Source organism: Mucilaginibacter inviolabilis (assembly GCF_011089895.1).
GTDB classification, from domain to species: Bacteria; Bacteroidota; Bacteroidia; order Sphingobacteriales; family Sphingobacteriaceae; genus Mucilaginibacter; species Mucilaginibacter inviolabilis.
The window spans coordinates 254,483-269,409 of record NZ_JAANAT010000004.1; the positions used below are offsets into that span (position 1 = coordinate 254,483).

General features: G+C 41.0%; 9 protein-coding genes. 3 read left to right on the forward strand and 6 right to left on the reverse strand.

All coding sequences use genetic code 11. From position 1 onward, the window contains the following. Nucleotides 1–108: 108 nt before the first annotated feature. Entirely contained in the window at nt 109–1,479 is a 1,371-nt protein-coding gene (gene mgtE / locus G7092_RS24620; RefSeq protein WP_166093696.1) for a magnesium transporter, read from the reverse strand. Nucleotides 1,480–1,680: 201 nt separating this feature from the next. Between mgtE and ychF the strand changes: the two genes are divergently transcribed. Beyond that, nucleotides 1,681–2,784, forward strand: coding sequence for a redox-regulated ATPase YchF (gene ychF / locus G7092_RS24625; protein WP_166093698.1), 1,104 nt, complete (start codon nt 1,681–1,683; stop codon nt 2,782–2,784). A 36-nt stretch (nt 2,785–2,820) separates the two neighbouring features. Further along, the gene (locus G7092_RS24630) at nt 2,821–3,276 is read left to right on the forward strand and encodes a nuclear transport factor 2 family protein (RefSeq protein ID WP_166093701.1); all 456 of its coding nucleotides are present in this window, start codon (nt 2,821–2,823) and stop codon (nt 3,274–3,276) included. A 165-nt stretch (nt 3,277–3,441) separates the two neighbouring features. Here G7092_RS24630 and G7092_RS24635 read toward each other — a convergent pair whose 3' ends face one another. After that, nucleotides 3,442–4,872: an MATE family efflux transporter gene (locus G7092_RS24635; RefSeq protein WP_166093703.1), complete on the reverse strand. Its 1,431-nt coding sequence runs from the start codon at nt 4,870–4,872 to the stop codon at nt 3,442–3,444. Between the two features lie 346 nt (nt 4,873–5,218). Between G7092_RS24635 and G7092_RS24640 the strand changes: the two genes are divergently transcribed. Continuing rightward, nucleotides 5,219–5,437, forward strand: a complete 219-nt coding sequence (locus G7092_RS24640) for a hypothetical protein (RefSeq protein WP_166093706.1) — start codon at nt 5,219–5,221, stop codon at nt 5,435–5,437. 52 nt (nt 5,438–5,489) lie between these two features. Here G7092_RS24640 and G7092_RS24645 read toward each other — a convergent pair whose 3' ends face one another. From G7092_RS24645 to G7092_RS24660, 4 genes are all read right to left on the reverse strand, one after another. Beyond that, entirely contained in the window at nt 5,490–6,755 is a 1,266-nt protein-coding gene (locus G7092_RS24645) for a hypothetical protein (RefSeq protein ID WP_166093708.1), read from the reverse strand. A gap of 424 nt (nt 6,756–7,179) precedes the next feature. Continuing rightward, complete coding sequence (locus G7092_RS24650) at nt 7,180–7,809, reverse strand: hypothetical protein (RefSeq protein ID WP_166093711.1); 630 nt, start codon at nt 7,807–7,809, stop codon at nt 7,180–7,182. A gap of 11 nt (nt 7,810–7,820) precedes the next feature. Next, nucleotides 7,821–11,405, reverse strand: a complete 3,585-nt coding sequence (locus tag G7092_RS24655) for a DUF6443 domain-containing protein (protein ID WP_166093714.1) — start codon at nt 11,403–11,405, stop codon at nt 7,821–7,823. Between the two features lie 31 nt (nt 11,406–11,436). Beyond that, nucleotides 11,437–14,919 carry an RHS repeat domain-containing protein gene (locus tag G7092_RS24660; protein WP_166093716.1) on the reverse strand — a complete coding sequence of 1,161 codons (3,483 nt, stop codon included), beginning with the start codon at nt 14,917–14,919 and terminating at the stop codon, nt 11,437–11,439. Nucleotides 14,920–14,927: the final 8 nt, after the last annotated feature.

Consider the following 14,927-nt stretch of genomic DNA (forward strand, 5'->3'; position numbering starts at 1 on the left):
GCGCGCCGAGGCCTGCTCGCTATGGTTCGACGGGCTCACCATGACACCGTATTTATTCACGCAGTCACTCGGCTGGAGCCGAGCGACTGCGGAATAAGTAATCAGCCATTACAACATCACACCCTTCATAATCATTACAGCGATGCTGAAGTAAATGATAAGTCCGGTAACATCTACCAGGGTTGCCACAAAGGGGGCGGAGGATGTAGCAGGGTCGGCACCTAATTTTTTCAGGATGAGTGGTAACATAGAACCTGCCAGCGATCCCCATAATACAACACCAATCAGGGCACAGCCAACAGTTAAGCCTACCAGTATCCAGTGAGGTCCGTAAATGGGCGAAAACATGGTCCAGATGTAGATACGCATAAATCCTATTAATCCAAGCGTTAGGCCCAGCATTAAGCCCGACAATAGCTCGCGGCGCATTACCCGCCACCAATCGGCAACGGTAACTTCGCCAAGGGCCATGGCCTGTATAATTAAGGTAGAAGCCTGCGAACCGCTGTTACCACCGCTTGATATAATAAGCGGGATGAACAGAGCAAGTACAACAGCTTTTTCAATTGATTTTTCAAAGAATCCCATGGCGGTGGCAGTCAACATTTCGCCCAGGAACAATATAATAAGCCAACCAACCCGCTTTTTAACCAGCAGGAACAGGTTAATATCTAGGTAAGGCTCATCCAATGCTTCGGTACCGCCAATTTTCTGAATATCCTCAGTATACTCTTCGTTGGCTATCCACAAAATATCGTCGACAGTTACAATGCCCAGTAATATGTGCTCATTGTCGACCACGGGCAAAGCCACGCGGTTGTTCATCCTGAATATATTGATGGCTTCTTCCTGCGGATCGCTGGCACTGAGGGATATCAAACGCCCGTCCATCAGGTCGCTTACTTTGGTTTCGGGTTTAACTAATAATATCTCCCGTATCCTGATATCGTCAAGCAATACTCCGTTTTCGTCTATTACATAGATCACATCAATGGTTTCGGAGTTTTTACCATAACGGCGGATGTGGGATAGTACTCGGGTAACATCCCAATTTTTCTTAACTGCGATATAGTCGGGAGTCATCAAACGCCCAACGCTTTCCTCTTCGTAACCTAATAAAGAGAGCGCTTCTTTACGGTCATCCGGCGATAGATGCAGGATGAGTGTTTTAACGGCATCGCCATGTAATTCACTAAAAAGAGCCGTACGGTCGTCGGGAGGTAATGCGTTGATCAGGTCGGCAACTTTTTGGCCGGAAAGCTTTTTAATGATACGCTCCTGGGTAGGAGAATCCAATATGCGGAAAACATTAACAGCCCGGTTGAGCGACAGGGTTTCAATAAATCGGGGGCCATGTTCGGGCAATTCACCAATCAGCTCTTCAACGTCTGATATATTTAGGTTGTTCAAATATTCCTTTAATTGTTTATTGTTTTCCTGCTCCAGCAACAATTCTATTTGTTCAACCATTTCGTTCATAAGTGTCCCCCTGTTGTTTACATGTTATTATTAATCTGTTTTGCCTTGATTTGACGATGGCAAAAGTCGTTTATTTTTTCAAATTATAGGCAAAATTTTGTGTTATCTTTGCGCGAATTTTATCGATAGATAATAGTCGATGGCCGATAGTCCATTGGCCATGATCTATCGACTATCGACAAAAGAATTAATATCTGAAAAATGGGTTTACAATGTGGAATAGTGGGTTTGCCAAATGTAGGTAAATCGACACTTTTTAATTGCTTATCAAATGCCAAAGCACAGGCGGCTAACTTTCCGTTCTGTACTATTGAGCCAAACGTAGGCGTAATTACGGTACCGGATGAGCGTTTAACCAAACTTACCGAAATAGTACAACCAAAAAGCATTGTACCTAATGTTATTGAAATTGTTGATATAGCAGGTTTGGTTAAAGGTGCCAGCAAAGGCGAGGGGCTAGGTAACCAGTTTTTGGGTAACATACGTGCCACCAACGCTATTATACATGTACTGCGCTGCTTTGATAACGATAATGTGATCCACGTTGACGGCTCGGTTGACCCGATACGCGACAAAGAGATCATCGATACCGAGTTACAGCTAAAAGATCTGGAATCGATAGAGAAAAAGATCCAGAAAGTTGAAAAAATGGCTAAAACCGGCGGCGATAAAGAAGCCAAAAAGACCTTTGATGTTTTAACCGTTTACAAAGAACACCTGCTAACTGGTAAATCGGCTCGTACGGCACCGGTTGCTGAGGAGGATAAAGAATATGTTGCCGACCTGTGGTTGCTTACTGCAAAGCCGGTAATGTATGTTTGTAATGTTGACGAAGCCTCGGTAAACACAGGCAACGCTTATGTAGAAAAAGTAAAAGCTGCCGTTAAGGAAGAGAATGCGGAAGTACTGGTGATTTCAGCACAGATAGAATCAGAGATAGCCCAGATGGATACTTATGAAGAACGCCAGATGTTCCTGGATGATCTGGGACTGACAGAATCGGGCGTAAACAAACTGATCAAAGCGGCTTATAAATTGCTTAACCTGGCTACTTACTTTACCGCCGGTGTGCAGGAAGTACGCGCCTGGACAATTACCCAAGGCTTTACAGCACCGCAAGCTGCAGGAGTAATCCATACCGATTTTGAGAAAGGATTTATCCGTGCCGAGGTGATCAAGTACGATGAATTTGTTAAGTTTAACGGTTCAGAAGCGGTTATCAAAGAAAACGGTAAGCTGGCTATTGAAGGAAAAACCTATATTGTACAAGACGGCGACATTATGCACTTCAGATTTAACGTTTAACATTATATTTGTTGAAAACCTAATTTGAAAATCCTTATGAAAAAAACTTTTTTATTAAAAGCCCTGCTTTGCTTTGCAGTAACCTTTATACTCCATATGGAAAAATCTTCAGCTCAAAATTCAAAACTGATTAGTGAAGTAACACAAGCTACCGAGCAATTACGTAAAGCCATGGTTGATGCGGATACGGTTACACTGGAGAAATTGACTTCGGCCGAGTTGAGCTATGGTCATTCATCAGGCAAACTGCAAACTAAAAAAGAATTTATAAGTGATCTTGCTACGGGAGCATCTGATTTTGTATCTATCAGCCTAACCGATCAAGACGTTAAGGTAGTTGGTAATACGGCCGTTGTACGTCATATACTTACCGCGGCTACCAATGATAAAGGTAAAGGCCCTGGTATAACCAAGTTGGGTATATTACTGGTGTGGGTTAAAAATAAAACGCAATGGCAATTGCTGGCCCGCCAGGCCGTAAAAGTACCGTAATAAGCCGGGAGTCCATAGTCGATAGTCCATGAAGTCCGCAAGTAAAAAAGTCCGAAAGTTTGGAGAGTACCACCCTCTAAGCTTTCGGACTTTTCTTTTGATCTTTATGTTGCTGACTTACAGACTTTATCCACTTTATAGTCTATCGACTATAAAACCTCCAGCTTAAACTTTGATTTTTTTCCATCGACCGCGTTTAAATAAAACGTAGGCTCCCAAGGTAAGCCCCACTTCGGCGGCGGGGATAGAAATAAAAACGCCTGTAGGCCCCATTTCAAAGTATTTAGCCAGTAAATAAGCAAAAGGGATCTGAAACACCCAGAAAGTAAAAATATTGATCTTGGTAGGTGTCCAGGTATCGCCGGCACCGTTAAAGGCACTGGTAAAAATCATACCCATACCATAAATAATAAAGCCTCCGCTTAAAATTTGTAAAGAGCGTGTAGCCACTTTTATAACAGCCTTGTCCTCGGTAAAAAAGGAGGCGAATAAATGTCCGCAGGTTAAAAACAAGATGCTTACAATGCCCAGGAACACCATGGTGTATTTAATAGTTTGAAATACTGATTTTTCGGCCCTGTCTATATGTCCTGCACCCAGGTTTTGGCCTACCAGGGTTGCCGCTGCGTTACTTAAGCCCCAGGCAGGTAACAGGAAGAACATCATTAACCGCAAAGAGGTTTGATAGCCTGCAGAACCAGCTTCGCCACCAGTGGTAGCCACCAGTTCGGCCAGAAATATCCAGCTGCAACTGGCTATTATAAATTGTAAAATACCCGGTGCTGCAATTTTAACAATGGCTTTAATCTGTTGCCAGTCGGGCGCGAAATAACTTAACCGTATTTTCAGAATATTTTTACCGTTGAATAAATTGTAAACCTGGTAGCTAACGCCCAGCCCTCTGCCAATAGTAGTAGCAATGGCGGCACCAGTTAAACCAAAAGCAGGGATGGGCCCTAAACCCCTGATAAAAAGAGGGCACAGGATGATATTGGCCATGTTGGCTATCCACAGGCTTCGCATGGCAATGGCGGCGTTGCCAGCCCCTCTGAAAATACCGTTGATCAAAAACAGCATCACGATAATGATACTTCCGCCCATCATAATGCGCACAAAATTGGTTCCGTGATCGGCAGTTTCGGCAGAGGCGCCCATGATCAGCAGAATGTCCCGGGCATGCAGCAGTCCAATAATGCTGATGGTGAGGTTAACAATTACAGCAATAATAATAGTTTGCATACCCGCTTTTGATGCCGCCTCGGGATTTTTTTCGCCGATACGACGGGCTACCACCGCAGTAGCGGCCATGCTCAGGCCTATGGCCAGGGAATAGATGACCATTAACACAGATTCTGTTAAGCCAACTGTTTGAATGGCCAGACTGCTGTTTTTCAAATGACCTACAAAATACAGATCGACCAATGCGAACACCGATTCCATGGCCATCTCCAGCATCATGGGAATGGCTAACAAAATAATGGCTCTTTTAATACTGGTAGAGGTGAGGTCAACTTCGGTACCTTTAAGCGATTGCTTTAAAACAGAGAAAAAAGAGGATAGTTTACTTTTAGGTTTGGGTTGAATTGTCTCTAACATAAATATACAGGATTATAAAGAATAGATGTTTAACCATTTATATGAAACCTTTTGGTTACAAATATACTGAAGCCTTTTAGTTAGTCAAGTATTATTAAAAAAATATAATAATCGTTACGTCGGAAATAGATAAAACGTTACGCCAGTGGTAAAGGCGGACAAACAAATTGGCGATAAATAGGTTTAAAAATATAAGCTTTTTAGCTGTGAAGGCATTTTATTATATAAAATGTTAAAAACACTTTAATTGGTTAAAAAAGTGGAAAAAGTAGCAAATACGCATCTAAAACCGGGTAAAAATCGTTAAATTAACAACACCAATTGATACCTTATTTGTCTTACTATTATGGATACATTAGTCACTTATATGTTCCAGATCACGGTAGCCTTTATGATCATACAGGTATGCATACCTATTGTGATCATTATTAGACACGGGCACAAAAACAAAGAAAAGTATAGCGGCTTAACGCAGCTTGAGGTAGAAGAAATGGAGCATCAGCATTTTCTCCAGGAGGTAGATGCCATTTTAAATATGAATCATATTTCACATTGTGAAGATTGACTGATTTGAATAAAAAAAGCCTCTTGAATTTATTTCAAGAGGCTTTTTTTATTTATTTATGCCCAGCTTCTATTAATTTATTGATCTGTTTTTGTTGATCATCGATTCGCTTGTTTTGTTCTTTTACCTGTTGGTCTTTTTCAATCAGGTAAAGTGTGAGCTCTTCCACTTTTTTCATCAGTAGCTTATTCATTTCACCTACGTCAAGTCCTTTTTTTACCATCTCCTGTTCGGACGGAATCTCAGGTAAGTGCTGGTTTTGATCAATGTATGCTTTTACTTCACTTAATGGCCTTAGCTGGTAATCTTTTTTGAAAACATAATCGTTCCAGCCATTCAAATCAATGTTTACTGCTTTGGAATGAATAGTTCCGTTTACATCCAGTTTGTTTTGGGGATTGGTTATGCCTATGCCAACATTGCCTACTGGGTTGATATAAAGCGGAACGCTATTTAAATCAGCACTATAAAAATAAAAATCATTTTTGCCGGCTAAACTTAAATCATTGCCGATCTCCCAATTACCTTTATAAGCATTGCCGGTGGCATTCATCCCATAAAATGCTATTGCACTGCTTCTGGTGCCGCCAGCAGTAGTTGTGCTATTACCAATGGTTAACCGACTTCGGTCATTTACTCCAAATAAATCTGCAATAGCAGGGCTATTAAGATTTGACATTGTGCCTGTGCCTTGAACACTCAATTTAGTTTTTGGAGTGACTATTCCAATACCCACATTACCTAATGCCGTTCCATCTGTTTTTGTTCCTAAAATAGTATTACCATTCAATGCTTTAATAATATCTAGGTCACCGCCGTCAGCATTACCCAAAACACCGTTTGGGTATTGATATACCCCCCTAAGGGTCCAGTTCATGGCTCCGGTTGCTCCGGAAAGGCCTAACTGCTTAATTGTGGCCACATTTTTTGCTGGGTAATAAGTAGATTCCAGTAAAGTTTTGATATTACCGTTTACTACCAGTTTTTCATCTGCCGTGGTTATGCCAATACCAATGTTGCCTCCGCTTCTGTTTAATATGATATTACCCCAGGTTCCTCCCGAAGCTTGAACGCCTTGAAGAAAAGAATATCCGTTTTGAACGGCAGAGATACCCATTTGCAAACTGGTAAATCCACCTGAGTTAACACTTGGATTTCCGATGGTTATTCCTCCTGTACCTTGAGGGTCTACATTTAATGGTCCGTAGGGATTAGTTGTACCGATACCTACATTCCCAGTTGCGGGGAAGTAGTTTTGAGCATAGCTGTTATAGCCTGTCAGCAGAACAGCAAATAAGATTAGGCTAAAAAGTTTCATAATGATTGGGGCTAAAGATTTAATTAAGAATGTATGTTCCGTATCAATCTGTGTTAGATTGGACTTGGTTATTGTGGACTGAATAAATACTAGTGGATTAAAGCCTTTCGGAAGGCAAAGAGTTGGGGTTTTCTTATTATGATAATCTAATCATATCTTGCAGGTTAGGTGTTTCAAATATAATTATTTATCATTCCAAACAAATGCTGCTTATAAAAAATTACATCTAATATTTCAGTTGTTTCTGCCGAGGATTTTAACAAAAAAACCTTAAAATTTGCTTTAGGAGCCTGACATGTACATGGTAAAGTGATAATTCCAACATCTAAAACAAGGTTAGTTTATAAAAAGTAAAAGCCCAACGCTTGGTTGGGCTGGATTATTTTATTTATCTGGCACCACAAGCGGGACGCTTTCGGTAGCATTATGGTCTTATTTCATAATACCAATTATCGCTAAACTTCTTTGAATTATTAAAAAAATTCAACCAGTATGCGCTCAGTCCAATTCGGTCTTTTAAATAAAAACATTTGGTTTTATCATTAAGTTTAAAAGTAATGAACTGCCCGGATGATGGATTGCCCTCAATCGCGACGCTTTTATTATTGTAAAACGAAGGTGTTCTAATGCTATAATATTCGATCAGTACTCTTTCAACATAGTTAACATAGGAGAGAAATAAATCGGGGTCAGAAGTGCTTTTAAATTTATCCTTTAAATAATCTTTTATGTCGTCGCTACATTTTTTAAAAGCAACTTTCTTTGTGGTATCGTTTGCCCCGCGATTGAATACGGGTATAGTTATATATTGTTTGGTTTTCAAATCATATTCTTCGATGTAGTTAAACGAAAGATCATATTGATTTGCATTTTTATCATATTCACTTTTATACCGTCCGCCTATATTTAAATCGTACAATTCTCGAAATTCATTAGTTTTATTAAGCTTATAAAACTGATAACACAGTTCACTTTGATTATAATGAGGTTGCTCGCAATTTATATTTATAGTCAATGCTAAAAAACATAAGGATAAGATACCAACAGCTTTCATTTACTTATATTTTATTTTTCTCCGAAAAACGATATTTTTACAGATCGCCATTTATATTTAAAATAACCGCCAGCATCATTATATCCTTTTAGAATTGCTCTTTGGTCTGCTACCGCATCGCCTGTCCAGGTTCTATTTTCAAACCATCTAATCAAGCTATTCCGGGAAGTACTTCCTTGCCCGTTACTTGTCTTAGCCGACCACCACGCATTTGCGTTAGATGCAATGGCAGTTAATGAACTTGTGAATCCCATTCTGGCCATCGCATAACCCCAAAGGTAATTTCCTGCGTCATCACCATTATAACCAACACCATTGATTACGTACATTGTCCCCTCGTGATTAATGCCATGCCCGGCTCTAAAATCCAAATTACCACTACCATAAAGATTATTTCCGTTACTTTCTTGTAATGTATAACCCCACCTCGAAAAAAAACCCTGTTTATCTGCGCCACTGTTCTTCATGAAATTTTCAACATCACTCTGCGACAAAATTTTTAATTTCTCTTTTTTTGTTTTGAGATCCCCTTCATCTAACTTGATGTCATTAAACTCAAACGATTGACCACCAGTAAATGTTTCCTTGCCATCCTTATCTCTCGTTGACTCCTGATTAAAACCGGTCATCTCCTTTTTTCCATTATCTACGGTGAATTGATAAACCCCGTTCTTAAACATCATTAAACTATCCCCATGAACATCAATATTAACTATGGGATTTAAACCTCCATAACTGTAAGGACTAATCCCGTCATATCTTTCAGCAAAAGCATCAATGCTGCCCCACCTGGCAATTACTGCGTCATAGAACCTTGCGCCGTAATCGTACTGCCCCAATTCCTCCTGTAATTCCTTCTTATTATAAAGATACTCATTCTTCGGACTTACAACAGTGCCTCTTGATATCTCCATCCCGAATGGATAATAATCATCCTGCTGTTTGATCGCTGTTGCCGAGTTCTGATCAAAGCTTAATCGCGAGTTGCCCAAATGATCCGTCAGGCTGTATTCATACAGGTAACTGCCTCCGCTGTTGATAGCACGCCCCTCCTCGGTTTGGATAAAAATGATATTGCCGTTTTCATACTGGATACCACTGATATAATCAGTTGTCGTGGCCCCGTTGTTCTTCCGTAGCTTTTGGCCTGCTGCATCGTAGGTATAGCTCAGGTTAAAGCCTGTTGCGGTGATACTCTGTGGTAAGTTCAGCAAGTTATAGGTGATGTTCTTTTGGGTGCGGGCATCGAATTTGACGTTGCCATTGGGATCATATTGGTATGTTCCTGTCGTTAAGCCACTTACCGATTGTAGCTGGTTCCCGGTGTAGACATACGTGTACGCGGCACTTTGACGGGTTAAATGCTGGATGTTTCCTGCCAGATCATAATCTATACCTTGTTCGCTATAGCCTTCATTCGAGATACCTGCCGTTAGCCTGTTCAGTGCATCATAGCTATAGTTATACGTTTTATTTGCCCCGTTCTGTACCTGCCAGGTCTGGTTGCTGATATTGCCATTAAATGGAGCAGCATTACCATTATTATAAATTAACTGCATGGCAAACAAGGGGGCACTGTTGCCTGTTAACCAACCCCTCTCGTTATATGTATAAGCGATATTTTGCAGGAATGGCGCTGCTCCTGAGGCCCCGTGCAGATGTTTGGTCTGCACCTGGCCGATTTCGTTATAATCGGTTTGACTTAACAGTATATTCGGGCCTCCTCCAATTTGTTCTTTGATCTGGATCTTACGGCCCATATGATCGTAAACATAGGTATTGCCTATCGTTACGGCTTTTACTGCGGCTGTATTGCCGGCATTTTTAGTATAATGATCCCGTTTGCTGTCTGTCAGTTCACTGGTAATATTATTGTAGGTATTGGTGATCTGGTCATAATTATAGGGGCTGGCTACGCCACCCAGGTAGTGTTGTTTAAACAATTGTGTTTCCCGCCCCTTATCGTCATAATAATGTACCATCCACAGATAATCTGAGGGGTTGTTTAGTACCGCGGTTTTACTTGCTGTTAACAGTCCTTTGGTCATCGTGCTTACGCCGCTGCTTACCAGGTAACCAGCTGGCAGACCCGGCATATTGTTATAGTCATCATAATAATTTACCTGCAGTACCGTTCCCCTGGGGTCTATATTACTATAACCTGTCGGTGTAGTGCCATCCGGGCTTAGCCATAGTGTGGTCTGGGCATTGGCCCAACTGATCAGCCAGTTCTTCAGGGTATGATCTGGTTTGCTTTGGTTAGTGTCCCCATTACTTCCCGAGGCTCCGGCTGAATTCCACAATCCGCTGACCACCACTCGTCCCATCGCGTCATATTGGGTGTAAGTCCATATCTGTGGGGTTTGGTTTCGTTGGTTGGCATCCTGGGTAAAAATCACCTGGTCTAGTTTATTGTATATTATGAACTCCCAACCTTTTCCTGGTAACTTTTTCTCTGTCAGTCGGTTTCGTTCATCGTAACGATATTGATAGCATAGATTATCCAGTGTAGTTTGATTAGCAGTACTGGTAATGCCTGCATCGGCGCCGCTGTTTGGTGGCAGTACAAAGGCTAGGTTACCCCGATCGTCATATATATAATAGGTCGACAATACTTGTACCGTAGTACCCACCTGATTAAATGTTCGTTTTAGCACCACATGTCCTTCTTTATCTTTATATTCTTCAGTGGTTCCGACCTTACCGCTCACCCAGTTCTCATCTTTATTGATGGTCACATACAACTGACCGGTGGTATAGTTTCCATTGGCTCCGGCTGTCCAGTTGAGGGTCCGGCTCTGGTCGCTGTTGATCGTAACTGTATACAGGGCTACCAGGTAGCTGTTGTTTACATCGCTCAGGGCTGTGGTGTTATTGGTTGTATAATCTACTTTATTCGTATGTCCGCTGGTACCGTTGGGTTGCCAAACTGCTCCGGGAGCGCCCTGTTCTACTATCCGGTTCAGGGGTGAAGGTTCAAAGTTCGTAATAGCATACGGCGCCGTATTTATTGATACACCTGAAGTTGATGGAGGGCTATTATAAAAAGTGCCCTGGTCACTGATCGCCGTACTTTTATAACTTCCGTCTGCCGTACCCTGCGCTGCATAAGGCAGGTATTTTTGTACTTCCCGTCCGAACTGGTCATAGACTACGGGTTGTACCATATCTTTATTCGCCGTACTACCTTTTACCTGAACCGTTTGCAAGGGCCTGCCCAATCCATCGAAATATTGTACCGTCTGCATCAGGTCACAGCTGGTCCTGTTTGCAAAATCTCCTGAGTTCGGTGTTGAACCCACCGTTTTCATGCCGCCAACTCTCGGTACACTGGTTACGATATAATTTTGGTCCTGGTTGAAACTGTTCAATAGTGGCTGACAATCCGGGTTGGCTATATACAGGCTCAGGCTGCTGCCTGCTGCTGCGGTAAAACTAAAATTCGGACTCAACGTAATGCCGCTGTAACTGAAGTAAGAACCCGCCGTTGGTGTTCCCGTCATTGGAGCTGTTACCTGGATAGGTGTCTGTGCACCGGCATTTATTACCCCAAGCCATAAACTAAGGGCTATTGTAAGTCTTTTTATAATTTTCATCGTGATAATGTCTTGTAGGTTATCCCTTTTGTTATTGCCCCTGGTAATGATAGTCCATGCGTTTCACGATATTCCCGTCTTTGTCTTTCATATTCATCAACCGTTGGAAATTATCATATTCATAGGTCGTGATTTCTCCTTTCGCATCTGTCATACTCGTCATGCCGACCAATGGGTCATATGTATAGGTCGTCATCTGGGCATTAGCAGGATAAAAACGAATATCATCTATCTGTGCATTTAAGCTGATGGTGTAGGTATTGCCACTTACAGTAATAGGCATTTTTACAAATGACCAGGCACCGGACACTTTCTGCCAATAAGATAAAGTATAGTTCCCGGCGTCTAGTCCGGTCAGAGCCTTGGAATAGGCACTAAGATGACTATAATGCCCAGTCTTACTATCATTCAGTCCACTATTGCCATTACCCTCTTCAAAACTGTCATAAAAAATATTATTATTTTCCGTATTAGTTGCCGCAGCTACGGGATATTGGCCATTATAACCCCACTGATAGGCTAAATGCACGCCATTTGTTTTATACTGACTTAATAAATTACCATAACTATCATAGTTATTTTCTGTTAATCGGGGATTATAATGGGAATCAGGTGTAAAAGTAGTTGGACTTGTATAATTGCCGTATGAATAATTAAACCCGGTTGAATTGATTGGCTGATTGCTTTCCAACATCTGCACCTGATCCAACAATCCTTTTCCACCGGCCTTGTAAGTTTTTATTGTTCCATCTAAAATGGTTTTACTTCCGCTTCCGTCAATTTGGTATTTTACGGCTTCAATCGGGGTTGAAACAATATTGGCAGCGACCATATCATTAATAAATGTCGTGCCCGGAAGATAGTCCTGAGAATAGGTATAGCTGGTACCGAAAGTATTGCCATTGCTTTTTGTCAATTCCGATGCTGTAACATTGCGATGAGCAGGGTTATTATAATAATAGCGATTGTTTGAAATTGTTGCATTTTGGTTCCGGTCATATAAAGTATCTGCTTCAGCAGTTTTTACTACCCAGTAGGACGGCATCTTATAATATCGTAAAAAACTTTTTATGGCAGAGGTCAGCGTAGGGAGATAATCCGTAATACCATACCCTGGAAGAAGAGGGGTTCTTGTTAAACCTGTTAGACTGGTAGTCTGATAGAGTTGAAGTTGATATTGATACCCAGTTTTTTCAATCACCTGGCCAGCGGCGTTATAAATGATTTTTTCTTCCAATTTTCCATTCAACGGATCATGAATAGACGGTACATTCATCATATAATGTGAATCAACTACATCATCAGTGTTGTGGTAGTAATATTCCGTTTTACCATTTTCACCGTTTGCCCCTTCCAATTCTGTTACTTTACTATAGCCAATTACACCGATATTAGAATTTAAGCCAGGCGTTACAAAGGAGTTTGCCAAACGACATAAATAAGCAAAGTCGGGGAGGATAAAATCATACAGCTGTGGAGAGGTTAAACGCCCGGATGAGGTACCATCAGCCTTAGTATATAGAATCTTTTTAAAACTGGCTATGCTGTTGCTATTCTGATAATTGGTAATTGAGCTTATTCGCAAGCCTCCTCCCTTTTGCTTGGCGACAGGCACCTTGTGGTTCCAACTGGCAGAAATAGATGTGGTAACGCCTGTTATATTTCTTACATCCATGGTGTAATGCCCGGGAGTTAGGACAAGCGTTGTCGTTTGCGGGTGGGAATAAAAGGAACCTTGAGGTTGCATTGTAGTTTCAGAAAATTGATAAATCGGGGTGCCGTCTTTATATATATGAGAGTAATCTCCTACATAACTTACATCGCCTTGTTCCTTAAAATTACTTTGGAATATTACCCCCACCGTATCAATAGGTGCAATATCAAAACTAACCGTATAAGTAGAAGTTATGGAATTAGCAATAGCATATTGTGCTTGCAAAGAATATTGATCATCCCCCTTTAAATTCGCATAATCATTAAGTTCATACGTAAAACTGGAACTACCACCGGTAGGATAAGTTATTGATGATAAAATGCCGCATAATAAATCACTGTCTACTGGATCCGGTTTCCGGTTTGCACCAGGAAAGCTTTGAAAAACATTGCCAGAAATAATTACTTTGGGTGGCAGTAATGTAGTATTTGTTGTTTGCCCGTTATAATATCCCCAGTGATCTGTGGCTTTTGAAAATTTATAGGGAATATTATTAGGGTTAAAATAAGTAAGGGAATAAGGCGGCTTTGTTTTTCCATCGTTACCTGTTTCCACAACGGATTGTAAAGCGAGCCTTCTCCGATTGGTATAATCATTAGAGAGTGTTGTTGTTGCAGGGGATAAAAAATCGATATAATTAAGTGTATATTTTTTAATCAGGTTATTCTGGTTGTCATTTATAACAATTTCAGAGAGCTTTTGCGGTTTGCCTGTACCAATATATTCTATATCATCCCTATCGGTTGTGTTAAAAGTAATGCTTCCATTAGCAAAGGTGATTTGCTTTAAATTTACATCCTGAATGACTTGCTGGGATGCCGAGTATTGATGATAGACAGCCTGAGGGTTAGGACCGACGCCAAAAGCATTGACAAAACCAAATAAAGCATTCATGGCATCATATTCTTGCTCAGACTTGCTGATTAAACTTTTACTCTGACTTGGCTTTTGATAGGTAAACTGAACAATTTCGCCAGTAGGTGCAACTATTTGATCAAGGTACCAGGATGTGGTTAAGTTGTTGCTGCTACTGGAATTATCGCCTATTAATAGATCATCAGCACTTTCATAGCCTTTGGAATAGACATTAAAATCCTGTGCTTTTTCCTGAGTACCCAAATAATATTTGTAGCCCATAGGATCTGTAGCTACCCAACTATCCGTGGATTGAACATATACTAATTTTATACCATTCTGTTGATCCAGGTATATCGGCGAGCCGTCTGCCAATTTACCCAGGCAGAATTTTCCGGTATAGTTGCCAAAATTATAATTAAAGACATCCGGATCCGTATCCGTATATCCTTGGTAAAAACTAGAAAAATAAGTTTGATCATAAGAATTCAGCACGTTACCATCTGAACCCAACAGGTCTGTTACGGGTGGTATTGCTCCTGCATTATAATACCCGGTAAAGGAAGACCCTGTTCCAAACAGGTCATCTTTACCTCTGACAGTTTTGGTTATCACTCCGCCACAAGATAAGGACCAGCCGAGTCCTACCCAACTGGCGTTATCCGCAACTTTTACTCCTGTTGAATAATACTGTAGACCAATAGATAAAGCGTTACTACTAGTTTTGATGTCATAAAGGGGAATGGATACTCCAACTGTTCCCGAATAATAATTTACAGGATTGTTGGCATAAGTTCCAAGCGACGCAGCTGTAGGTGATGGGGAAATTACTTTTAATGGGTCATAAGGGTCTTGCCCGTTTGCTGTTGCCGTGATTAAGGATAGAATAAAGCCAAGAAAACAACTGGTAATTTTGTATATTTTTAAAGTATCTTTTTGTTTCATTATTGTTT